This is a genomic window from Methylosinus sp. LW3 (assembly GCF_000527115.1).
In the GTDB taxonomy this organism is placed as follows: domain Bacteria; phylum Pseudomonadota; class Alphaproteobacteria; order Rhizobiales; family Beijerinckiaceae; genus Methylosinus.
On sequence record NZ_AZUO01000002.1, the window covers coordinates 70908 to 95037 of the forward strand.

The following is a 24130-nucleotide window of genomic DNA, read 5'->3' on the forward strand; positions in this document are numbered from 1 at the left end:
GAGTGGGAGGCGTGGTGTCTGCCGCCAGGAGACGGGACAGGACCAAAACGAGATGTCGGATCGGATTCCTCACGGCAGCAAGTCAGCGAAGGGTGGGATGATGGGGGCGACGGCCATCCTGACCGCGATGGGCGCTCTCGCATTCGGATCGAACGCGGATCGCGCCGAAGCGCATGCGCAGATGCCGCAGAAGGAAATCGCCGAGATCGTACGAAGCTACGACATTCCGGCCGGCCCCATCTCGACTGCGCTCAACAGCGTCGCTGACGCGAGCGGCGTGCGCATCGTCTATGACTCACGCTTGACCCGCTCGTATCGGACGAGAGGCGTCTCGGGATCGCATAGTCTCGCGGCGGCGCTGTCGGAAGTCCTGTCGGGAACGGGGCTGAGCTACGAGCTGTCTCCCAACGGCAAGTCGGTGCTGATCGTCCTGGCTCAAGCCGGCGACACTCGCAACGATGCGAGCGCTGGCGGCGCCACGCCTCTGCCGACGATCGATATCGGCTCCGAGCCCAATCGTCCGACAAGCCGCCCCGGCTCGGGCGCAGGCAGCCAAGGGCCGGGAGATCGGCACACCGGCTACAACGCCGTCCGCGCGCCCTCGACGCTGAAGACGGACACGCCGCTACTGAAGACTCCGATCACGGTCGAGGTGGTGACGCGCCAGACGATGGACGATCAGCAGGCGATCTCCGTCAACGACGCCTTGCTCTCCAATGTCAGCGGCGTGACGCAAGGGATCAGCGGCATCGAGCTGTTCAAGGTTCGCGGTTTCTACAACACCGTCGGCAACGTCTACAAGAACGGGCTGATGGAATATAGGCTGCGCAATCTCGACACGACGAATCTGCAAGCGATCGAAGTGCTGAAAGGTCCGGCCGCCATGCTGTTCGGCAGAGGCGAGCCCGGCGGCATCATCAATCTGGTCGTCAAGCGACCGCTCGAGACGCCTTATTATTCATTGCAGCAACAGGTGAAATCCTTCGGCGGGACACGAACGACTCTCGACGCTACTGGGCCGCTGAACGACGAGAAGAGCGTTCTCTACCGGTTCAACGGGGAGTTCTACAGCACCGATTCCTACCGCAATTTCGTGACCGATCGAAATCTTTTCATCGCGCCGACGATCACCATTCGTCCGGTCGAGCAGTTCAAGATGAACATCGATTTCGAATATCAGAACAAGACCTATGTCGACGATTATCCGACCTTCCCTGCGATCGGCGGCGCTCCGGCCAATATTCCGGTGAGCCGATATTTGGGCGAGCCGTCCATTATGAAATCGACGCCGAACCACTTCGAGCGCAAGCGCATCGCCTATGATGCGACTTACGAATTCCTTCCCGGCTGGAGCCTGACGAACCGGCTCAGCTATTACCACATCGACACGAACAACGAGAATCTCTCGATACTGGGCATCAATCAGGCGACGGGAGTGATGAACCGTGTCGTGAATTTCCTGCCCGGCTATGGCGAGGACAGCTTCGGCGCCAATGTTGATTTGAAGGGCCGTTTCACGACCGGGCCGATCGAGCATTCCGTGCTGTTCGGATATGATTATTTCGGGACCTACCTGCCCGTGAACATCACCTATTTCTTCAGCCCGATCAGCACGATCAATATTTATGCGCCCACTTATTGGCTGCCGGAGAATCCCTATCGAGGGACCGCCAGCTACGGCGCCGCGGGTCAGAAATGGACCGGCGTCTACGGCCAGGACATGCTCTCCTTCTTCGACGATTCGGTACATGTGCTGCTCGGCGGCCGCTACGACTGGACGGAAACGGGCTCGAACAAGATCGGCACGTCCGACTATGCCGCGCGCGCCTCTTATGTGAATGTCTACTCCAACGCCTTCAGCCCGCGCGTCGGAGTCGTCTACCAGCCGCTTCCCTGGCTTTCGCTGTTCGGCGATTTCACGCAGTCCTTCGGCGCGAACAACGGCACGACGCAAAATCTCGCGCCACTGGCTCCGCAGAAAGGCGAGCAATATGAAGCAGGCATCAAGGCGGAGCTCCTCGACAAGCGCCTCTCGCTGACGATGGCCTATTTCGACATCGTCAAGTCCAACGTCCCCTATACCGATCCGACGAACACGCGAAACACGCTGCTGATCGGCAAGGCCCGCAGCCAGGGCTTCGAATTCGATCTTACGGGCCGCATCGACGACAATTGGAGCGTGATCGCCAATTATACGCATGACGATGTGCGCACCGTGGAGGGATCGCCCTCCTATAATCCGCTCACCCTCATCACGACCCAGCTCGCCGTCACCGGAAAGAAGCTGGCGGGAAGTCCGCGCAATTACGGAAATCTCTGGATCAAATATGACGCGGACGGCGCTTTCCGCGGCCTTGGCCTCGGAGCCGGCGTGTCGGTCTCGGAGAGCTATCTCGGCGACAATGCGAATTCCTTCGTCGTGCCGGGCTATGCGATCGTCAATGGCATGATTTCCTACACGACGCAGATCGCCGGCCTCACCGTCACGGGTCAGCTGAATGTGAAGAATATCGGCGATGCGAGATATTTTCCGGCCTCTTACGACCGCTACACCATCCAGACCGGCGCGCCGCGCACTTTCCTCGGCTCTCTGCGCGTGGAGTTCTAAGTCCGTTTGCGAATTCGGCGGCCGACTGAAACGAGGGTGCGATCCAGCTGGTAGGAGCGACGAATGATGCGGGAACAAAAGTCGAAGCTCGCGGCGCTGCTGATGGCAGCTCTCACAGTCGGAACCTGTCACGGCGCCGCAGCGCGGGACCAGGCGGTGACGCTCCGCTTCGCGCTGACGGCGGATGGTAAGGATGTCGGTTGCGCTGCGCCTCTGTCCAATCTCGGTAGCGGGCGTCTCGAGACGAAGCTGCACGACGCCCGCTTCTATATTCACGACGTGAAGCTGATCGACGCGAAGGGCGTGCGCACGCCCGTCGCTCTCGCGCAGAACGACTGGCAATATGCCGGCGTCGCTCTGCTCGACTTCAAGGACGCGCGCGGCGGCAACACGCCTTGCACCGACACCAATCCCGCAAAGAACACGACGGTCGGCGGAACCGCGCCAGCTGGCGCCTATGCAGGACTCGAGTTCTCGATCGGCGTGCCGGTCCAGGGCATGGCGGACGACAAGATCGTCTCGCTCAATCATTCGAGCACGGAAACCGCGGCCCCGCCGCTCGACATCGCCGCCATGGCGTGGAACTGGCAGGCCGGCCGCAAATTTCTTCTCGTGGAAGTCATCCCGCCCGCGCCGTACATCACCAAGTCCGACGGCTCGAAGACGCGGATATGGATGACGCATCTCGGCTCGTCGGGCTGCAAGGGCAATCCGGCGACGGGCGAGATCGTCTCCTGCGCGCGCGAGAATCGCTTCACCGTCACCTTCGACCGATTCGATCCCAAGACCCAACGCGTCGAGTTCGATCTGACGCGCCTGTTCGAGAACACCGATCTTCTTGTCGACAAAGGTGGCGCGATCGGCTGCATGACCGCGCTGGACGATCCAGAATGCCCGGCGATCTTCTCGGCGCTCGGTCTCAATCTCGCGGAAAGCGCTCCAGGCGCTGGCGACGCCGGCAAGCAGACGAAGCCCGGCGTCTCGCCGGTCTTCAAGGTCGGCGCCGCCAAGCCGGCGAAGATCGTGGGCGGCAAGCAATGAAACGCGCACCGCTTCGCTCGCGTTCGTAGCCGATATCGCCGCAGCGGCGACCGCGCCGCAACATTGTGGCGCGGTCGCCCTGCATGCATGACGGGACGACCGCGACGCTCGAAGAGTTCATCGATAATCACGCGCAGCGCTGCCGCTGGATCGATCTCTCAGCGCGCGTCTCCGGCCCATTGGAGGCCTGCGCCACAAAATGTATTTGTGCAATCTATACTACGTACGCAATGTATATATTTTTTACACTCAGCTATTTTCGGCCAACGGCGAGAAAAATATGCGGTTTTGTATTGCAATTGGAGAATTTTCAGCCATTATATATTTGTCGCATGGCTGAACGCCGCAGATGCGATGCTTTGTCTATTCTGTATAATACAGTCAGACTGGCTCAACTCGGCGTTTTTCAGGAGGAAGCAATGGCTATCAAGATCGCCAAGAAGGAAGTTCTCCCGGTCGTCGGTCGTCTGGGCGCGATGTGCAGCTCGTGCCCGATGTGCGGCCCGCTCTGCCCCTGATCGGCAGGCCGCCCCCGTCGCATTCGCCGGGGGCGGCGTCTCGAGACCTACGGTCATTTTCTTGGAGGCCTGTTTCGATATGCTGATCGGCTTCAATTTCACGCTCAACGCGACCCTCGACATGGTCCAGCGGATGATCAAGGCGCGCCAGATCGACTATTGTGAGCTATTGATCGACAATTTTCTCCATGTCCCCCCAAAAGAGCTGGAGACGACTCTCGATTGCCCGATCGCATTTCATATCATGTTCTCGAAATTTCTCGAGAGTGACGACGAGGTCCTCGGCAAGCTGGCGAAGCGGATACGGATTCTCATCGACGCATTGAACCCGATCTACGTGTCGGACCATTTGCTACGTTTTACACATGAAGGCAGATGCTTCTACAACCTGGGCGAAATAGATTACGAGACGCAATTCGACGCCGTTCGACGGCGCGTCGAGAAGTGGCAGGATTTGCTCGGACGTCGCCTCTATCTCGAAAATTTTCCATCGATCATGGAGGGCGGATGGGATGCGCCGGCCTTTTATCGGCGCCTATCCAAGGAGACCGGCGCGGGAGTTCTCTTCGACGCATCGAACGCCGTCTGCGCGAAGCACAATTGCGGCGCGCCGCTCGACCTCTGGAACGATATCGTCGAGACGACGCAGCATTTTCATGTCGCGGGCTATGCGCAGTCATTCAGCGCGCCTCATGTCATCGTCGACGCGCATGATCGAGAGATGGCGCCGGATACGATCGAATTTCTGTCCTCGATGCGCTCGTCATTCGACAAGCCCGGCGCGACGATCACCTACGAGCGCGACATCAACATCGACTATGATTCGATTGCAGTCGATCTGCAGCGTCTGCGCGAGATATTCCCCCACACTCAGGAGCTCGAGCATGCCGATCTTGTCGCCTGCGCCAGCTAGAATCGACGCCGATCTCTATGCCGATCTTATCGACCCTGCGCGGCTCGCGACCTATCCACGCGAGTCACGTTCCTATATCCGCATCGACATAAGCCTTCGCGCCTATTGGCACACGCTGTTCGACACCTGCCCATTGCTGCTCGATCTGTCCGGCCCGGACGGAGCGTCGATCTTCCATCCTTTCATGGCCTGGGCCAGACAGGAGAAGCTGTCCTTCGATTGGACCTATTTTCTGTGGGTCTATCAATGGCTGGCGCAGTCGGAGTTTCGGGACCGGCTGAGCGAGGAACTATTGTTGTCGATGATGACGGCCTCCGCCGCTCGCTGGCTCGGCTATGATCGCAATGTCGATGACCTCGGCGTCGTGATCGGCACGCCTCTGATCGATGGAGTGGTGGTCGGCTGGAAGATGGACAGCGTCTATTGCGGCCTGAACCAGGTGGAGCGCCTCGAGTTCGAGGAGCCGCTTCCGGCGCCGGACGGCCTGTTCGGCTATTTCTTCACGCCAAGTCTCAGACTCGGCCATTTTCCCGGCTGGCGGCCGATACCGCGATGATCGAAAGCGGCTTCTGGCGCGGATATTGGCCATTGCTCGTCAGTATCGGCTCCACGCAGCTCGTGCTGCAGGTGGATATCGTCACGCTGGGGTGGCTGGGAGGCGACGCGCAGAGCGCCTATGTTCTTCTCACGCGTCTGGCGCTGCTCGATCTCGTGCTGATGACAGCCATGGGAACGGTCGCCTCGACCATCGTCGCGCAAAGGCGACGCACAGCCGACGGGGCGACAGCGATCGGCGGCGCGCTGTTCCTCTCGGCGATCGGCGGCCTGTTCTGCGGGCTTCTCGGCTTCATGTTCTATCCCAGATTGGCTGCGTTGGTGGCAGGCGAGGGCGAAGTCGCGGCGCAGATCGAGACGGCTATCTACCTGTACACGGTCGCCACGCCCCTGCGCTTCTCCGTCACCGCCGCCATTCTCATTCTCCATGCGCTGGACGAAGGCGTTTCCATCGTTCGCTGGAAATTGATCGAAGGCGCATTGAAGATCGGTGGCAATCTCCTCTTCATCGGCGTTCTGGGCTTGGGGCTTCGGGGCTGCTTCGCGAGCGGGCTCGTCGTTGCGATCGTCTCGTCCATATGGTGTTGGCGCATCCTCTCTTCGCGTCACGCAGCGCCGTTCCACATTCCGAGCTGTTCCTTGGCTAGGAGTTTCTTTCGTTCGACGGCGTGGGAGTCGCAGCGAACTGTCGCGGTGCATTTCGCGGTAACGGTCGGCGTCATGCTTTTCGCGGCCCCCTGGCTCGGACATTACGACATTTCTCGGCTGAGCGCCTATGCCGCCGGACAGACGCTGATGCTCCTTGTCTTCGCGCCATTGCTGGCGCTCACGCGCTTTCTCTCTTTCCGACTGGCGCGCGTCGGGGACGACGTCATCGCGCCGCTCGTCCGCGCGCTTTGGCTTCGCGGCGCGCCCGTCTCTTTCTTCGCTGCGCTCGTGCTGTTCACAAGCCGCGATCTGCTCGGCGATCTGTACGGTCAGCAGGGGCCTTGGTGGTCGTCCCTGATCGTGGCGCTCGCCGTTTCACTACCGCTTCGACACGCGGCCAATGTGACGAGGGCCGCGCTGCTGTCGCGCGGAGCTTTCGCCGAGGTCGCGAAAGCGGACAGCGTCGCGCTCTGGTCCTGCGCCGTGCCTCTTTTGGCGTTGGGACTCGCGGCCGATTCGCCGCCGTTGACCTATACGTCGCTGATCGTCCCTGAGGCTATCTGCGCGCTGTGGCTCTGGCGGCGTCTCACACTGCCCAGGAGCAGCGTGCGCGCGAACGCGGCCCTCTGAAAAGCCATGATCCGCGAGGGGCGCCGAGAGAAGACGCGACGCGAGAGAGCAGGAGGTTGCAGGACCATGCCATCCGAACATGCGCCAGTTTTGATCGTGGGCGGCGGATATGCGGGGCTGACGGCCGCGCTGATGCTTTCCATCCGCGGCGTTCCGTGCCGGCTCATCGAGCGCCGCGCCGCGCTCTCCGATCATCCCAGAGCGCACGGGTTCAATCTTCGCAGCCTCGAGCTGCTACGGCAGGTTCCTGGCCTCGAAAACGACCTGCGCCTCGTCACGCGAGCTGCGCCCGGCGACACGACGATCATGGTCGCTGAGACGGTCACGAGCTCGCCCATAAAGATAATGGCGACGCCGGGCGGATTCGATCCGCGCCCGCTCTCGCCGGCAATGCTTTGCAGCGCCGGCCAGGATCGCGTCGAGCCGGTGCTGCTTCGCCATGCGCGAGCGCATGGCGCCGACATTCGCTTTTCGACCGAGCTCATCCGTGTATCGCAAGACGTGGACAATGTCCGCGCCTGTCTGCGCGACACGGAGAGTGGAGAGGAGACGATGGTCCATGCCGACTATCTCGTCGCCGCCGATGGAAGCAGCAGCGCTATCCGCAGAGCGCTCGGCGTCGACATGATCGGACTCGACGGCGTGTCTCACGCAGTGTCCATTCTCTTCCAAGCCGATCTGTCGATCGCGATGGGGAAGCGCGGCTTCCTTCTCTGCTACTTACGTCATCGCGACTTCACGGGAGCCTTCGTCAGCTGCGACGATCCCGACCGTGGGCAACTCAATGTCGAATATGACGCGGCTCGCGAAACCGTGTCGGACTTCGATGTCGAGCGATGTAAGAAACTCGTGCGCGCGGCGTTGGGTCAATCCGATCTCGACGTCCAGATTCTGAACGTCCTTCCCTGGCGGATGTCGGCGTTGCTCGCCGAACGAATGATCCTCGGCCGTGTGTTTCTCGCCGGCGACGCGGCCCATATAATGCCGCCGGTCGGAGGCCTCGCCGGTCAAACCGCGATCCAGGATGCGGCCGATCTCGCCTGGAAGCTCGCCATGGTGATCAAAGGCGAGGCCCGCCCGGCTTTGCTGGACACCTATGACGCCGAGCGCCGTCCCGTCGCGCAGCTCTCGATCGCGCGTGCGACCGAGAATTATGTCGAACGGCTACGTCAGGACCGTTCCGATCTCTCTGACGCCTTCGGTCGAGTCAACTATCTCGACGCCGCGATGAGCTATCGCTATCGATCGCCGGCTATTTCCTTGGACGAGCCGGACGATGGACTGCCGGCGGACGATACGCTGCATCCGAGCGGAAAGCCCGGGTCCCGACTCGCGCATGTTCCGCTCGTCAGAAACGGCGCCGAGATTTCGACGCACGATCTCGTGGGACAAGGATTTGTGCTGCTGGCCGGTCCCTCCGGATCCGCATGGATCGAGGCCGCGCGAGCGCTCTCTCACGGCGAAGACGCGCCGTTGAGAGCCTTTCTGATCGGAGTGGATGTCGATGATCCGACCGGTGCATTTCTCTCGCGAACCGGGCTCGGACCGAGCGGAGCTCTGCTCGTGCGCCCCGACGCCTTCATCGCATCGCGATCAGTCGATGGGAGCGCAGATTCCGAAGCAATTCTGAGGCGTTCCCTCGATCGCGCGCGCTGTCTCGATCGGCGCGAAGTCCCACCTTCGTCGCCTGCTTACGCGTCGATGGCCAAAGTCGTGCCGTGAGGAGCCATGTCAGCCCCAAAAAGCCCGCTTCCTAAAATCCCGCCAGCTCGCAGAGCGTTCCGAGGCGTTGTTTTCGCACGCAGCCGAGCATGCTCGGCTTTTGTCGGCGCCGGAGGCGTCATGCTGGGGCTCGCCGCCGCATACACTGCGCTCGCGCTCGAACCGACAGTGAGCTGCCCCGCGCCGGCTATTGGAGATGGGAGCGGCTGTCACGACAAAGTGATCGAGACGACGCGAGGAAACGCCGATGCCGACTCGAACATTCTGCAGCTCCTGGTGAGCTGGCAGGCCTGCTTCACGAAAGAAGACGTGACGGATCGGAATGTCCAGGCGATCATCGAGGCGTGTGATCGCGCCGCGACCTCATCCAACTTGAGCCGCAAGGAGAGAGAAAGGCTCACCTATCGGCGCGCGAAAATCCTTCAGACGGCGAGCAAGGCGCAAGCTCCGGCGGCAGGAAAAGTCGGCCCGGAGGCACAATGAGCGTTCCTTTATCGAGAGCGCTCGCCAACCGCGCCGGAGGGGCGCTCGCCGAACGGCGCGGGTTATTTCGCCAGGTCCTAATTGATGCGGCCGAGCATTCGGATCAGGGCGGCGCCGTGGCGATATTCGACGCCGACACGGGCGCGCGCTCGCTCTCGTCGTTCTCCCTGCCAACCGACGAGCGCCACAGGGCTCTGGTGCAAACGGCGGGAGACGAGCATACTCGCTCGATACGAGGAGCGATGTTGCACGGGTGAGGACCGATGTTGAGCGTCGACGATCTTTTCAAAGGCCGCCATTTCGATCGCGAGATCATCATTCTATGCGTGCGTTGGCATCTGCGCTATAAGCTCAGTTTTCGGGATCTCGTGGAGATGATAGCCGAACGTGGAGTGTCGCTCGCTCATACGACGATCGTGCGCTGGGTCCAACGATATGTTCCAGAATTTCGAAAGGCGGTGGAACGGCTTCGCTCGCCCAGTCGGCCGAGCGTGGATGAAACCTATGTCAAGATCAAGGGCCGCTGGACCTATCTCTGCCGCGCCGTCGACAAGGCAGGAAAGACTCTCGATTTTCTTCTGCGCGCCAAGCGAGACGTCGCCGCGGCCAAAGCGTTTTTCCGTCGGGGCATTCGCGAACCGAGGTCGCGCGCCACGCAAAATCACGTTCGACGGCTATCAGGCCTCGTATAGAGCGGCGCGTGAAGTCCTCGGAGAGCATCGAGGCGGCGCTCGAACCAAAATACGATCGTCGAAATATTTGAACAATCTCATTGAACAGGATCATCGAGCGATCAAGCTCCGCTTGGGGCGATGCTCGGGCTCGAGCGATTTCGGCGCGCGTCGGTCACTATCGCCGGGATAGAGCTCATGCATCGGATCAGGAAAGGTCAATTCGCACTGAGCAAATTTAGAACCGCTGGACGAACAGCGCCTGATATTTGGAGACGGTGCTCGTCGCCGACGAAATTCCGAACCAGATCGAGCGGCCGTTCCTAACATTTGTACCGCAACCCTACAGCCAACTTGGCGGCGGCTTGTCATCAAACGGAGACATTTATCGCATGTAAATGGGGCGATCTAGGCGGAAGGCGGCGCGGAAATGGGCCGAGTGCGCCTCGTTGCGGTCACAAAATGCCGTATTGGGTCGACTGTAAGCTCGCTCGCTAGTGGGCGTCGGGATTACGTCCGTTGGCGGATGTCTTGCTCTTTCGTCGCGTGGGACTGGGGTAGCTGGCATGTCGGATCAGGGTTCGCCGACTCCCGAGCGCGGGCAGGGGGCGGCTTGGTTCGCTGTCGCCCAGCCGCTCGAGGTGAGATGGCTGGTCGGCGTAACATTGATGGTGCCGGCGCTGCTCGCCGTGGGTGTCTACTTGCTGCGCCAAACGCCGTCGTCGATCTATTCGAGGACGCAGGATTCTGTAATCGACGTCCGCTTGCTTCCTCCGCGCGAGCACGTCGACCGCCCGCAGGAGCCGGCTCCGCCGAGGAACGGGACGGCGTCCGCTATGCTGTCCGAGCGCTCCGTCGAACGATCCGAGCCGACCGTTGTCGCCCCGGACACGAGGCCAACGCCACGGGAACGGACCGTCGACACAACGTCTGTCGCAGAGGCCCCCGCTGCATCCTCGACCCGAATGCTCACTTCGGATAATCGAGCGGCGATCGCCTTCCAAAAGGCGTTGCTGGCCCATATCGCCCGGTTTCGGCGGTATCCAGAAGAGGCTCGGCGAGCGGGACAGCAGGGAACGGTGCAAGTGCTCTTCGCCATGCGGCGGGACGGCGCCGTCACCGATGTGCAGATTCGGACCAGCTCTGGCCAGAGCGCTCTCGATGCGGCGGCAGCCGAAACGATCCGGCGGGCGCAGCCGCTGCCGAGAATCCCCCGCGAACTGCCCGACCGGCTGACGATTCTCGCGCCGATCGCTTTTGATATGCTCTGACGCGCGGACCATTCATCGCAGGAATGCGAGCGCAGATTGGAACGCGATGCGGCAGCGTCGTTGCGGATCGTAGAGTTGAGAGTCATGCGCATCGATTTGTCGGTCAAACGGGTTTCTGCGACCGGGCCGAGGGCTTCCGTGGGCGAGGCCGATCGCATTCGCGCCGCGCGGGCGTCGTTCCTGCCACCGTTTTTCGTAATGGCGTGGGTCGCCGCTTTCGCCTATGCGGCGTCGGCCCAGGACGAGGGCGCACGGGAGGAGTCGGCCCGCTTCTTCGACATTCCCGCACAGTCGCTCGCGAGCGCGCTGGAGGCCTATGGCCAGGCGGCCGGCGTGCAAGTGCTCTTCGAGAGCCGCTCTGCGGCGGGGCGCCGATCTGCGCCGCTGCATGGAAGCTTCACGGCGGACGCCGCGCTCGAGCGCCTTCTGGCGGGAACCGACATCAAAGCTCGCTATGTCGGACCCAATGCGATCACGCTCGAGCGGCTTGCGGCCCTCTCTGATCTGCCGCCTGCTCATCCTCTCGCATCTGCTGATATGTCTCTCGATCCGCTGCAAGTTGAGGCGTCTAGGGACGGCGAACAAGAACAGGCGCTCTTGCGAGATTATAGTGACGCCGTCCGCAGCGACATCGAGAGGGCTCTACGCAAAAATGCGCGGACGCGCTCGGGAAACTATCGTATCGGCGTCAAGCTCTGGGTGGACGATGCGCGCAGGGTCGAACGCGCTCAACTGTTCCAGTCGACCGGCGACAGCGAGCGGGACGCTGCGGTGAGCGCCTCTCTGCAAGGGCTTCTCATCAGCCGGGATGCGCCGACGCATCTGCCGCTGCCCGTTCGCGTCCTGGTCGTCGTCAAATCGCTCAAATAGACGCAGCTGTTCGTCATAACCGTCGAGATCGTGTCACCGCAGCGACGGAACCGAGTTCGCATAAAGGATATTCGACGGCGCCTCGAGCGGGGCTGTCATAAATTCGTCGTTCAACACCGTTAGTGACTGCACGCTCTCGAGGTCTCGAGGGCCGGCGTCGTTGGGGCCCGAGTTCCGTGATACAGACCAATCGTGCGCGTTTGTGCAGTCAGCTCGTCGAAAGCTACGACGAATTGCTGAGACGACTCACGAGGCGATTGGGCTCGGCGGATTTCGCCTACGAAACGCTTCACGAGACATTCCTGCGATTGGACCGGGTGGGCGAGGCGGCGGACGTTCGAAGCCCGAAGGATTATATTTTTCGCACGGCCGTCAATATCGCCAAGGATCACAAGAAAGCCGGGCGTAATCGCGTGAGCGCTGCTGCGGTGGACGCGATCCTCGACATTTGCGATGAAGCGCCGGGACCGGCTCAGATCGCCGAAGCGCGTTCAGAGATCGAAGCTTTCACGCGCGCGATGGCCGAGCTGTCGCCGCGCCGCCGTGAAGTGCTGAGGAAAATCGCCGTCGAGGGTCGGACAGCGCAAGAGGTCGCAATCAGTCTGGATGTCACCACCCGAACGGTCGAGGCTGATCTCCGATATGCTTTGACGCATTGCGCGGAACGTCTGAGTCGCACGCGTGTGGTCCGTCTGGGGGGGCCACGGCCGAAGTCATAATGACGCGGATGCGCCGTGACGATGCGCTCTAAGTGTCGGTCCGAAGACAAGTTGAATCGGATGAATCGCTTGTGATTCAATAGAGGCGGCCTGATTCTCGCGGAGACCGCCGATGTGGACGAATGAAAATCGCACGCGCTACGATCGTAGCAAATTGCGCTACCCGAGCGACGTGACGGACGCGGAATGGGCGCTCGTCGGACCGCTGATCCCACCGGCGAAACGGGGCGGCGGGAAGCGCACGGTCGAGATGCGCGCGGTCGTGAACGGCTTGATGTATGTGCTCTCGACCGGCTGCCAATGGCGCGCGATCCCCAAGGATTTGCCGCCCAAGAGCACGGTCCATGGCTATTTCGATCTTTGGACATACGACGGAACGCTCGATCGCATCCATCATGCTCTCTACGTGAAGTGTCGCGAAGCGGCAGGGCGCGAGGCCAGCCCAACAGCCGCGGTCATCGACAGCCAGAGCGTGAAGAGCGCAGAAAAAGGGGGCATCGCATCGATCCGCATGGCTACGATGCAGGAAAAAAGATCAAGGGCAAGAAGCGGCACATTCTCGTCGATACGATAGGCTTGCTGCTTCACGCGCTCGTTCATCCGGCCGACATTCAGGATCGCGATGGCGGCGTTCTGGTCCTGCGCACGATGTTTGGAAAATTCCCGTTTCTGCAAAAGCTGTTTGCCGACGGCGGCTATCAAGGCCCGCAGTTCCGCGACGCACAGAAGAAGGCCTTGCCGTTTGTCGACACCGAGATCGTCAAGCGCTCCGATGCGGCCAAAGGTTTCAAAGTGCTGCCTCGCCGATGGGTCGTCGAAAGAACCTTTTCTTGGCTCGGTCGCTGCCGAAGGCTGGCCAAGGACTTCGAAAACCTCAATCGCAAGGCGCTGGCGTTTCTTCACCTCGCCTCCATCCGCCTCATGCTCAGAAGGCTTTGTAATCAAGTATGAAGTTAACGGACAGACTCTAAGAGATCGGCGCGCTATGCGCCGTCCAAAAGCTCTCCCGCAAAATCGTCTCACTTTGGTCTTCGTCGCGCTTCGGGATAGGCGCGAGCCAGTCGTCTGATGTTCAGGAGCACCGGACGCTTTTGCGAGCGTCCGAGCGGAGCTTCGACGACAGGAGCGGCCGTTGTCTCGTTTGCAGCGGCTTCGGTCTAGGTGATGACCCGATCGGACGGCTCCGCGCAGGACCGAAAGATGCGATGCGAGAAGATTGCTCCAAACCCATAGAATCGCATAAAGATACGCGACGCTCTCGCCTTCTGACGGAGGATTCTGGCGTGGCTGGCGCCGATGACGAGCCTCGATCCGTGATTGAGCCGGCCGATACGTGCGAGCCTCGCGCCCTGCTGGACGACGCCCTCGGCTGGATCGCGCGACTGAAAGCCGGCGAGCCCTCCGCCGTGGATCTCGAAGAACTGCAGCATTGGCGCGCGCAGAGCCCTCTTCACGAAGAGGCGTTTCGGGAGGCCGTGCGCGTCTGGCGTCTCGTCGGCACGGCCGGCCGCGAGCTAGCCGAAGAAGCGAGCCAGAAGAATGCATCGCCGCCGCAAATAATGTCGCAGAGCAGGGCGTTGTCGCGTCGCGTGTTTGTCGGAGGCGCGATCGCCGCCTCGGTTGCCGGAGTCGCTGTCTTGCACCCGCCGCTCGATCTGTGGCCCTCACTCCAAGAACTCTCAGCCGACTACCGGACAGGCAAAGGCGAGCGGCGAATGGTGGCCCTCGCTCCCGATGTTTCGCTGGAGATGAACACCCAGACGAGCATCGCGGTTAAACCGACGCAGTCCGCGTTGCAGATCGAGCTGGTTTCCGGACAGACGGCTGTCTCCGTCGACCTGCCGCAGACCCGGCCGCTCGTCGTCCTTGCGGCCGGGAGCAAGATCACGGCGAGTCGAGCGCGCTTTGACGCGCGCTGCATCAACGGCGTTGTCTCGGTGAGCTGCCTCGAGGGCTCGGTGAGCGTCGCGCAGGGCGAATTCACGTTGCGCTTCGGCAAGGACGAGCAAGTGTCTTACGGCGCCGACGGCGTCATGCGATCCTCGCGCGTCGACCCGCGCCGAGTGACTGCTTGGCGGGAGGGGTTGCTGCTCTTTCACGACACGCCGCTCGTCGAGGTCATAGAAGAGGTCAATCGCTACCGTCCGGGCAAGATCATCATCGCCAACGCCGATTTGAGCCGACGCATCGTCGACGGCGTTTTTCGCGTCGATCGGCTCGAGGTTCTCGTGGAGCAGGTTCAGCGCCTGTTCGGAGCCCGCGCGCTGGCGCTGCCGGGCGGTGTCGTCCTTCTCGGTTGACCGGCCGCCGCACCACGGCGCGCAAATGCGATCCTCTCGAAATTCTCGCCGATCCGATTCCGCGAGGTGAGGGCTCCGTATTTTTTCGCAATTTGATTTTCGGGTCCGGGCTAACCGAATCGTCTTTCCAACGAGGGAGCGCGTTTGATCATCGCATCGGGCAGCGATCGACTGCCAGGTGCGCGCTTCCTGCGTTGGTGAGGAACCGAATGGTCATGTCCAGTAGTGGGTCGCGCAGTCGTGCATATCTGCAGTTTCGAAGCGATGTTGGTCGTGACTTTGTCGCGGTTCTGGTGATGTGCGGCGGTTTGTCGGCGTCAACGTCCGCTTGGTGCATCGGAAAAGCGCGGAGCGCGGTGGCCGAAGGCGCCGCCGAGGCGACGTCCCCGGGAAAAGCGGTCGCGGAAACGACAGCGCCCAAGTCGCCCGCCTCCGCGAAAGCCGCGTCGGAGAGTTCCGCGTCGTCGGCGCGTTTCGATATAGATGATTTCGTCGTCGACGGAGCCGATCGACTGACGCAGCTCGAGGTCGAGGAGGCGATCTATCCATTCGTCGGCCCGGGTCGCACTGCCGCCGATGTCGAAAAAGCGCGCGCGGCCCTCGAAAAAGCCTATCACGACAAAGGCTTTCAGACGGTCGCCGTATCCGTTCCGCAACAAAATGCGCAAGGCGGGGTCATTATCCTCAAGGTCGCCGAGCTCAAAATCGGCCGCTTGCGCGTGAAGAGCGCGCGCTTTTTCGATGTCGACCAGATCAAGGCCAAGGCGGCCTCTCTGAAGGAAGGCGCCGTGCCGAATTTCAGCGAGGTGACGAAAGACATCGTCGCGCTCAACCAATGGCCCGACCGGCGCGTGACGCCCGCGTTACGCGCCGGTGTCGCGCCAGGCACGGTCGATGTCGATCTCGAAGTCGAAGACAAGCTTCCGCTCCATGCGAATATGGAGTTCAACAATCGTCGCTCGCCCAACACGACGCCTCAGCGCATCATCGGGACTGTGCGCTACGATAATCTTTGGCAACTCGGTCATTCGCTGAGCTTCACCTATCAGTCGGCGCCGCAGAAACGTTCCGACGCCGAGGTTTTCTCCGCCTCTTATCTCGCGCGCGTGCCGGACGTCGATTGGCTGGCGGTGCTCGCATATGGACTCACATCGACGAGCGACGTCGCCACTGTCGGCGGAGTGAATGTCGTCGGGCCCGGCCAGACCGTCGGATTGCGCGCTGTGATGTCGCTGCCGGCGATCGAGAATCTGTATCATTCCGTCTCGGTGGGGCTCGACTATAAGCACTACGGCGAGGTCGTCAGGATCGGAGCCGAAACTTCATCCTCCTCGCCGATCACCTATTATCCCCTGGTCGCGACTTACAACGCCACCTATCAGACCGAAAGTTTCACCACGCAGCTCAATGCGTCATTCACTTTGAATATGCGGCCGGCGGGCAGCAACGAGACAGCGTTCGACAACAAACGCGCCTATGCGTCGGGAAGCTTCACGCATTTCAATCTAGACGTTTCTCATCTGCAGGAGTTGCCGGGCGGCTTCCAGGGCTATGGCCGGATCGTCGGCCAGATCGCCGATGGCCCATTGGCCTCGAGCGAGCAGATCAGCGTCGGTGGTCTCGACACGGTGAGGGGCTATCTCGAATCCGAGGTCCTCGGCGACACTGGAGCCGCCGGCACAGTGGAACTGCGCAGCCCCAACGTGGGCGAAATTCTGCAGGATGCGTTCAAACGAGAAGCCGGCGCGGATCGCCTGCCAGTGAGCCTGTTCAACGAGTGGAGGCTGTTCGGCTTCGTCGACAAGGGGGTCGTCGAAGTCATTCACCCGCTGGCCGAGCAGCAGGCGCATTTCAATTTGTGGAGCTATGGCTTCGGGGCGCGCATCAAGCTGCTCGACCATGTGAGCGGCATGTTCGTCTATTCGATGCCAATGATAAGCCAACTCTATACGCAGGCGAAGGAGCCGCGCCTGAACTTTCGTGTCTGGGGTGAATTCTGATGACGACGATGACGTTCGACATGCCCATTCTATCCGAGCTGCGAGGCCGTCAATTGGCGCTCGAGTTCGCGCGCCGCCGCTTCCGCATCGCCTCGATGCTCTTCTGCGTCGCTACGATGATGACATTGTGGTCGTCCTCCGCATTCGCCTGGTGGAACGACGAGTGGCAGCTGCGCAAGAAAATCACCATCGACGTTAGCGCCTCTGGAGCCAATATCACGGATCCTATCGGCGCGACGCCGGTGCTGGTGCGACTGCACATAGGCAATTTCCGCTTTTCCGCAGCCAAAGAGGATGGCGGCGATCTGCGCTTCGTAGCCGGCGACGACAAGACGCCGCTCAAGCATCACATCGAGAAATTCGATCCCCTTCTAGGGGAGGCGTTGATATGGGTGGCCGCGCCGAATGTGCAGCCCGGCGCAAAGACGGACATATGGTTGTACTATGGCGACAAAAAAGCCGTCTCGACCGCTGATCCCAAAGGGACCTTTGATGCGGACGCCGCGCTCGTCTATCATTTCGCGGAACGCGGAACGCCGGCGCTCGACTCGTCAGTGTGGGGCAACAATGCGTCGAGCGTCGGTCAGCCAGCCGATGGCGCGATCATCGGCGGCGGCTTGCGGCTCGACGGCCGCGCGCCTCTTATTATTCCCGCGTCTCCGTCCTTGGCGCTAGCCGCTGGCGACGCTTTCACCTTTTCGGCTTGGGTCAAACCGGCGACGCTCGCGTCCGATGCGACGCTCTATAGCCGCCGCGCCGGCGCCGATGCATTGGCGATAGGCCTCGACAACGGTGCGCCTTACATCGAGGTGACGACAGCCGGCGCCGTCGCGCGCAGCGCCGTCGGAGCGCCTTGGACTGCGAATGCTTGGCGGCATCTCGCCGTTGTCGCTGGCGCGGGGCGCCTCTCGCTCTATGTCGACGGCCGCGTCTATGCGACGCTCGACGCCAGCGTTCCAGAGCTCCGAACGAGCGCTGCGATCGGCGGCGAAGCGGGCGCTCCCGGATTCGTCGGCGATATCGACGAATTGCAAATCGCCAAGAGTGCCCGTTCGGCCGGCTTCATCAAATTCGCTGCGATCGGACAGGGGCCGGATCCATCCAAGCTCATCTCCTTCAGCGTGGACGAAGAAACCGCGAGCTGGTTGTCCGGCTATATGGTGATCATCTTGAAATCGGTGACGCTCGATGGATGGATCATCATCGGCCTATTGATGATCATGGCGGCGATCAGCTGGCTCGTCATGATCGACCGCGCGACCTATTTGAACAGGCAGGCGAAGGCCAATGCGCAATTCATGAAGAGCTTTCGCGAGCTCGCGACCGATCTTACCGCGCTGGATCACAGCGACGATGAGGATGTGGCGACTTTGGGCGGCCGCATCAGCGAGCGGGACGCAGACAGCATGCGTCCATCATCGCTCTACCGAATCTATCACATCGGCGCTTCGGAGATCCGTCATCGCTTCGTCGCCTCCGGCGTGCGCAGGGGAGCGCTTTCCGGACCGTCGATCGCGGCGATCCGGGCGGCGCTCGACAGTGGGGTCGTCAAGGAGACGCAACAGCTCAATCGGATGATGGTCGTGTTGACCATCGCGATCTCTGGCGGGCCGTTCCTCGGCCTGCTCGGCACGGTCGTCGGCGTCATGATCACCTTCGCGGCGATCGCTGCGAGCGGAGATGTGAATGTCAATGCGATCGCGCCGGGTATCGCCGCGGCGCTGGTGGCGACCGTCGCCGGCCTCGGCGTCGCGATCCCCGCGCTGTTCGGATACAATTATCTCATCTCCCGCATCAAAGATCTGACGAGCGACATTCACGTTTTCGTCGACGAATTCGTGACGCGCATGGCCGAATCCTATTCCGAAGGCCGGTTCGAGGTCGTCGAGCGGCGAATTGCGGGGGAGTGACGCCAATGAAGATGCAAGACGAAGCCAAGCCCTATGACGATATCAACATCACGCCGATGCTCGATCTCGCCTATGTTCTACTAGTGATCTTCATCATCATGACGACAGCGACGGTGCAGGGCCAAAAGGTCAATCTGCCGAAGGCCTCCGCCGCTCCGAGCCTCGCCACGCAAACGACGAAAGCGATCACCATCGCCAATGATGGCAAGATTTTTCTCGACACGATTCCCGTCACCTTGCCAGAGCTCGAGCAGCGGCTCATCCAGCAGAAGGCGTTGACGCCGGAGTTTCCGATCGTGCTGCGCGGCGACGCGCAGGCGCAATATCAAAGCGTGATGGATGTTCTCGATCTCTTGTCGCGTATCGGCCTCACGCAAGTGGGGCTCGCCACCAAGCCGTTGGTGAAGTGAGCTGCCGCGCGCGAAATTCGGAGAAGGCGTCATGAATTCGTCGACTGGACAAAGTTATCGTCGGCCGGAGCGTGAAGCTTTCCAGCATCGCAATGACGCGTCTGTGAGAGGCTGGCTGCGCCGCCATAGGGCGACGATTGCGATCGGCGGCGCGGTTCTGTCGATCATCGCTATCGTCGTCCTTTCTGGACATGACGATCTTCCGGCGCCTCGCCGAATTCACGAGCTTTCGATCGTCAATATTCTTCAGCCGCCCCCTCCGCCTCCACCCCCTCCGCCGCCTGAGCAGAAGATGATCGAGCAGACGAAGGTGGACCAGCCGGAGTTCCAAGAGCCGAAGCCGGTCGACGAGCCGCAGAAGGCGCCGATCAAGGATGCGAAGAACGATCAGCCTCCTGGACCACTCTCGCTCGACGCCAAAGCGCAGGGACCCGGCGATCTGTTCAATCTCGGCGGCAAGCCCGGGGGAAATGCTTATGGCGGTTCCGGCGGCGGAAGCGGGTGGGGCTGGTATGCGTCCATGGTGCAATCCCAGCTCCGTTCCGCTCTCGAGGCGCATAAGCGGACGCGCAAAGCGACGATGCGCGGCAATATCCGCTTGTGGGCGGATCAGTCCGGTCGCGTGACCAGAGTGCAGCTCAACGGAACGACCGGCGACGCCGAGCTCGACGCGGTTCTCCGCAATGAGGTGTTCGGTAATCTCACTCTGCGCGAGCCGCCGCCCAAAGGCATGCCGATGCCGATGATTATTCGGATCACCGAGCAGCGTCCGAGTTGATCGGCGCAGATAGTTTCAATCGAAGCCACGCATCGAGGCTGAAGAGTGCTGGGGAGTTTCATGTTCGAGAGAAAGTCGGGAGCGCGTCGCAGTTCGTTGGTCTTCGTCGCGTCTCTTTGCGCATGCGCGGGCTCGGCTCCGGTTGTCGCGCAAGATGCCGCAGACGAGGGAAAGACCCCGGAGCCGAAGCCAGCCAGAGTGTCGCGAGCCAAGCCGCTATCGCCCAATGCGACGATCAATCTGGTCAATCTTCTCGTCAAGCAGGGCGTGCTGACGGAGGAGCAAGCGAAGTCGCTCGTCGAGCAGGCGGCCAATGAGGCCTATGTGCAGCGCCAAGCTGCGAAGGATGCGACCGTGAAAGCGGGCGATGCGGCGAAAGTCGCGGCCGCAGCAGCCGCCGCGTCGCCGCCGGGCGTCAAACATGTGACCTATGTGCCGGAGGTGGTGAAGCGGCAATTGCGCGAGGACATCAAGAACGAGGTCATGGCTCAGGCCGAGAAAGAAAATTGGGCCTCGCCCGGCAAATATCCGGAATGGGCGTCGCGCATCCAGTTCTATGGCGACATGCGCCTGCGATATCGCGGAATCTACTATCCCAGCGGAAACGATCAATACGACGCTGTCAATTTCAATGCGATCAACACCGGTTCGCCCTATGATGTGAGCAAGACCAACCCCTATTACTATCCGACCTATGACGTCACGCAGAATCGCGATCAATTCCGCTTCCGCGGCCGACTCGGAATGGTCGCCGATCTTCACGATGGCCTTTCGGCTAGCCTGCGCTTTGCGGGAGGCGAGAATAATTCGCCCGTGTCGCAGAACCAGACCTTCGGCGCGAGCGGCGGCAATTTCTCGACATATTCCTTATGGATCGATCGCGCTTTCTTCAAATATCAGCCGCGCGAAGAATTTTCTCTGACCGCTGGGCGAATGGATAATCCATTTTGGTCGCCGACCGATCTCGTCTGGTATCGAGACATAGGATTCGACGGCTTCGCTGCGCGGGGCAAATACGAGATCGCCGAAGGCATTACCTCTTTCGTCGCCGGCGGAGCCTTTCCGGTCTTCAACACGGATTTGAACGCGGGAATCAATTTGCCGGCCTATGACGGCGGCCCTCCGACGAAGCTGCCGAGCCACGATAAATGGCTCTTCGCGGGGCAGCTCGGCGTCTCCGCCAAGCTCAATGATGATTATGCGTTCAAGATCGCCGCCGCCTATTATGATTTCAGCAAGGTGCAGGGAGAATTGTCGAGCCCGTGCCGCGTCTATAGCGCATCAGACGGGTGTAACACGGATCTGACGCGGCCGTCTTTTGCGCAGCGCGGCAACACCTACATGCCGCTGCGCTCGATCATCAGCGACACGTCGAACAGCGGCGGGACGACCGGTCAATATCAATATTTCGGACTCGCCCAGCAGTTTCGGCCGTTCGTCGCCTCCGGAGAGATCGACTTCGGACATTTCGATCCGGTACATGTCGTTCTGAATGGCGAGTATCTGGTGAACACGGCTTTCGACGGAAAGATCAGGCCGGATATTCTCGCGAACAATCTGACCGGGGCATTCCAGATAAGCGCCAACGAGTGGTATCCCGGCAATTACGTGGGCGGGAAATATGGCTATCTCGCGAGCGCAACTGTCGGACATAGGGAAATTCGTCGTCTCTGGGATTGGAATGTCTTTGCCGGCTACAAATATCTCGGGTCGGATGCGATGGTGGACGCGTTCGTCGACGCCGACTTCGGACTCGGCGGCACGAATCTGAAGGGCTATTTCGTCGGCGGAAATCTCGGAGTCGGCAAGAATGTGTGGCTGTCGCTGCGCTGGATGAGTGCGAATAGCATCTCCGGCGTCCCTTACGCCGTCGACGTTCTGCATGTCGATCTCAACGGGAAGTTCTGATGATGCGATTTCCGACGTTTTTTGTCGCCGTGTCGCTTGCGGCGTCGATGATCACGGGCGCACGAGCGGATTCGGAAGCGGATCGGCTTCGCGAGGCTCTACGTGGCGCGATCACGCAACAGCGCGCGCTGGAAGATCAGCGCGCCGCGCTGCAGGCCAAGCTCGCCGAGGCGGAGAGTGAACGCGCGCGACTCAAAGACCAAGTCGGCGCGGCCAAGGCGGAAGTCAAGCAAGTCGCGAAGCAGAATCGCGAAGCAATAGAGGAGTTCAATCGACGCATCGTAGAGCGAGACGAGACCTTAGAGAAGTGGAAGGCGGCCTATGAGGAGGCCGCCGATGTTGCGCGAACCAAAGACGCGGAGCGCGCCAAATTCGAAGCGCAGGCCGCAGCATACAAGGCGAACGTCAAGAGCTGTAACGCGAAGAATGTCGAGCTGGTGAAGGTCGGCCGCGATTTGCTGGAGCGCTATGAGGCGGCGAATTTCGCGGATCTCGCTTTGGCGAGCGAGCCGCTCACGGGCGTGCGGCGCATCGAAATCCAAAATCTCCTGCAAGATTACAACGACAAGATCCTCGATCACAAGGTGAAGCCATGAGTCATGTGTTGTTCCGCGTTACGAGCCTTCTCCGAGTGACGTGCGCCGTCGGTCTCGCGGGGACGATCGGCTTCACCGTTGGCGCGCTGGCGGAAGCGCCCCCCGGCGGCGCCGTCGCTCCCAAGCTCAGACCTGCGCCGCAGGTGGCGAGCAAGCCGAAAGCGTCTCCGGAGGCCGTGAACGTCGACGGTAGATCGCGTGAGGACGTCGTCGCGCATGTCGGCGACAGCGACATCACCTCTGCGCAGTTGCGCGCCTATGTTGCGACGCTCGGCGCGCGCGAGCAGGCGGCGATCGCCAAAGAGCCGGCGCTGCTCAATCAGATGGTGCGTCTCATGCTCAATGAGCGTGTCGTGCTGCAGGAGGCGATCGCGAAGAAGTGGGACCAGCAGCCGCATGTCGCGGTCCAGCTCGAGCAATTGCGGGAGCGCGCGCTCGTAGAGCTCTATCTGCAGTCGGTCTCGATACCTCCGGCGAATTACCCGAGCGAGGAGGAGCTGCAGAAGACCTATGACGCAAATCGCAGCGTCTTCGTCGTTCCGCGGCAGTTTCAGCTCGGCCATATTTTCGTCTCGGCGCCGAAGGACGCCGACCGCGCGACCGAGGATAAGGCGAAGAAGGCGCTCGAAGAGATCGAGCGCAAGTTGAAGGCGGCGGGGGCCGACTTCATGGCGGTGGCGCGCGCCGGAAATGACGCCAGCGACGGGGGCGATCTCGGCTGGTTGTCGGAAGGTCAGATTCGACCTGAGATCCGCGCGCGTGTGACAGGTCTCGCCAAAGGGGCGGTTTCGGAGGCGATCCGCTTGGACGATGGTTGGCACATCGTCAAGCTGATCGATACGAAGGCGTCCTACACGCGTTCGCTCGCCGAAGCGCGCGACCAGCTCGCGCAACAAATGCGGACCGAGCGGGCGAATGTGTTGCGCCGCGCGTATGTCGCCGAGCTGCTGAAAAAGCGTCCGGCTGTCGTCAATGAAATCGCTTTGTCGAATCTGCTCGACAGCGTTCGCAAGTAACTTCATCTGGGAGGTCGTTCATGTCCGATATCCTCGTCACATCCTTGACGCTCGACGATCTGCGAGATCTTCTCCAGCAGGCGGGCTACCGCGTAGAAGCGGTGACCGATCCGGTCGCGAATGTCGCTTATTTGCGCTCGGCGACCAGCGGTCTCTCCTTCGATATTCGACCTGGCAATCGCTTGGTCGGCGATGAGAGCGTGCGTTTCGCCGATATGGCGTTCGTGTCCGTTCTTCAAGTGAATGGTGAATTGCCGCGAGACCTCGTCAACGACTGGAACGTCGCGCGACGGTTTTCGCGCCTCCAGTTGAGCGGGCCGTTCCTCGCGCTCTGCATGGATATTTCCGTTGTCGGTGGCGTGACGAAAAGCCATTTGCGGGCGCATGTCGAAATCTGGGACCAGCTCGCGCAGGAGCTCATCGTCTATTTGCGTGATCGGTTGCGAGGACCGCAAGCGAATGGGACCGGTCGCGGCGTGGAGGTGGATGTGGCCGCTCCGGCGAGCGACGATCCGGCGACGGGATTCGGCACGCACACGTCACATTGACATTCTCTCGCAAGA

At 61.2% G+C, this 24130-nt stretch carries 21 protein-coding genes and 2 pseudogenes; all 23 read left to right on the plus strand.

Annotated elements, in window-relative coordinates:
- Positions 1-97: 97 nt before the first annotated feature.
- The 23 genes and pseudogenes from METLW3_RS0120540 to METLW3_RS0120650 all read left to right on the plus strand — a co-directional run bounded on the left by METLW3_RS0120540 (position 98) and on the right by METLW3_RS0120650 (position 24115).
- Complete coding sequence (locus tag METLW3_RS0120540) at positions 98-2608, plus strand: TonB-dependent receptor (protein ID WP_036309976.1); 2511 nt, start codon at positions 98-100, stop codon at positions 2606-2608.
- Positions 2609-2671: 63 nt separating this feature from the next.
- Positions 2672-3649 (plus strand): MbnP family copper-binding protein, encoded by a 978-nt coding sequence (locus METLW3_RS0120545; protein WP_024881682.1) that lies wholly within the window; start codon positions 2672-2674, stop codon positions 3647-3649.
- A gap of 419 nt (positions 3650-4068) precedes the next feature.
- The gene (gene mbnA / locus METLW3_RS28905; RefSeq protein ID WP_161912153.1) at positions 4069-4167 is read left to right on the plus strand and encodes a methanobactin; all 99 of its coding nucleotides are present in this window, start codon (positions 4069-4071) and stop codon (positions 4165-4167) included.
- 79 nt (positions 4168-4246) lie between these two features.
- Entirely contained in the window at positions 4247-5080 is an 834-nt protein-coding gene (gene mbnB, locus METLW3_RS0120550; protein ID WP_024881683.1) for a methanobactin biosynthesis protein MbnB, read from the plus strand.
- Positions 5052-5636 carry a methanobactin biosynthesis protein MbnC gene (gene mbnC, locus METLW3_RS0120555; RefSeq protein WP_024881684.1) on the plus strand — a complete coding sequence of 195 codons (585 nt, stop codon included), beginning with the start codon at positions 5052-5054 and terminating at the stop codon, positions 5634-5636. The genes mbnB and mbnC overlap by 29 nt, the downstream gene beginning before the upstream one ends.
- On the plus strand, positions 5633-6913 hold the full coding sequence (gene mbnM, locus METLW3_RS0120560; protein ID WP_024881685.1) for a hypothetical protein: 1281 nt from the start codon (positions 5633-5635) through the stop codon (positions 6911-6913). Before mbnC ends, mbnM begins: the two co-directional genes overlap by 4 nt.
- A gap of 66 nt (positions 6914-6979) precedes the next feature.
- On the plus strand, positions 6980-8635 hold the full coding sequence (gene mbnF, locus METLW3_RS0120565) for a methanobactin biosynthesis FAD monooxygenase MbnF (RefSeq protein ID WP_024881686.1): 1656 nt from the start codon (positions 6980-6982) through the stop codon (positions 8633-8635).
- 120 nt (positions 8636-8755) lie between these two features.
- The gene (locus tag METLW3_RS0120570; protein WP_024881687.1) at positions 8756-9118 is read left to right on the plus strand and encodes a hypothetical protein; all 363 of its coding nucleotides are present in this window, start codon (positions 8756-8758) and stop codon (positions 9116-9118) included.
- On the plus strand, positions 9115-9375 hold the full coding sequence (locus METLW3_RS28400; protein ID WP_064033428.1) for a hypothetical protein: 261 nt from the start codon (positions 9115-9117) through the stop codon (positions 9373-9375). The genes METLW3_RS0120570 and METLW3_RS28400 overlap by 4 nt, the downstream gene beginning before the upstream one ends.
- Positions 9376-9381: 6 nt before the next feature.
- Positions 9382-10116 (plus strand): annotated as a pseudogene (locus tag METLW3_RS26015) (IS6 family transposase).
- A gap of 341 nt (positions 10117-10457) precedes the next feature.
- Complete coding sequence (locus METLW3_RS27070) at positions 10458-11060, plus strand: energy transducer TonB (RefSeq protein WP_245267460.1); 603 nt, start codon at positions 10458-10460, stop codon at positions 11058-11060.
- A 138-nt stretch (positions 11061-11198) separates the two neighbouring features.
- Positions 11199-11930 carry an STN domain-containing protein gene (locus METLW3_RS0120590; protein ID WP_051592398.1) on the plus strand — a complete coding sequence of 244 codons (732 nt, stop codon included), beginning with the start codon at positions 11199-11201 and terminating at the stop codon, positions 11928-11930.
- Between the two features lie 176 nt (positions 11931-12106).
- A complete protein-coding gene (locus tag METLW3_RS0120595; RefSeq protein WP_024881690.1) occupies positions 12107-12649 on the plus strand; it encodes an RNA polymerase sigma factor in 543 nt (180 codons plus the stop codon).
- A 112-nt stretch (positions 12650-12761) separates the two neighbouring features.
- Positions 12762-13600, plus strand: a pseudogene (locus METLW3_RS27720) (IS5 family transposase).
- A gap of 362 nt (positions 13601-13962) precedes the next feature.
- Positions 13963-14949 (plus strand): FecR domain-containing protein, encoded by a 987-nt coding sequence (locus METLW3_RS0120610; protein WP_245267461.1) that lies wholly within the window; start codon positions 13963-13965, stop codon positions 14947-14949.
- Between the two features lie 209 nt (positions 14950-15158).
- Positions 15159-16949 carry a ShlB/FhaC/HecB family hemolysin secretion/activation protein gene (locus METLW3_RS0120615; protein ID WP_024881692.1) on the plus strand — a complete coding sequence of 597 codons (1791 nt, stop codon included), beginning with the start codon at positions 15159-15161 and terminating at the stop codon, positions 16947-16949.
- A gap of 95 nt (positions 16950-17044) precedes the next feature.
- Complete coding sequence (locus METLW3_RS0120620) at positions 17045-18859, plus strand: MotA/TolQ/ExbB proton channel family protein (protein ID WP_036310020.1); 1815 nt, start codon at positions 17045-17047, stop codon at positions 18857-18859.
- A 5-nt stretch (positions 18860-18864) separates the two neighbouring features.
- Complete coding sequence (locus tag METLW3_RS0120625; protein ID WP_024881694.1) at positions 18865-19269, plus strand: biopolymer transporter ExbD; 405 nt, start codon at positions 18865-18867, stop codon at positions 19267-19269.
- Positions 19270-19300: 31 nt separating this feature from the next.
- The gene (locus METLW3_RS0120630; RefSeq protein ID WP_024881695.1) at positions 19301-20047 is read left to right on the plus strand and encodes an energy transducer TonB; all 747 of its coding nucleotides are present in this window, start codon (positions 19301-19303) and stop codon (positions 20045-20047) included.
- Between the two features lie 198 nt (positions 20048-20245).
- Positions 20246-21955 (plus strand): putative porin, encoded by a 1710-nt coding sequence (locus METLW3_RS0120635; protein WP_348625824.1) that lies wholly within the window; start codon positions 20246-20248, stop codon positions 21953-21955.
- A 2-nt stretch (positions 21956-21957) separates the two neighbouring features.
- The gene (locus METLW3_RS0120640; protein ID WP_024881697.1) at positions 21958-22551 is read left to right on the plus strand and encodes a hypothetical protein; all 594 of its coding nucleotides are present in this window, start codon (positions 21958-21960) and stop codon (positions 22549-22551) included.
- A 35-nt stretch (positions 22552-22586) separates the two neighbouring features.
- Positions 22587-23567, plus strand: coding sequence for a peptidylprolyl isomerase (locus METLW3_RS0120645; protein ID WP_245267462.1), 981 nt, complete (start codon positions 22587-22589; stop codon positions 23565-23567).
- A 20-nt stretch (positions 23568-23587) separates the two neighbouring features.
- Entirely contained in the window at positions 23588-24115 is a 528-nt protein-coding gene (locus METLW3_RS0120650) for a YbjN domain-containing protein (RefSeq protein WP_024881699.1), read from the plus strand.
- The last annotated feature ends 15 nt before the right edge of the window (positions 24116-24130 follow it).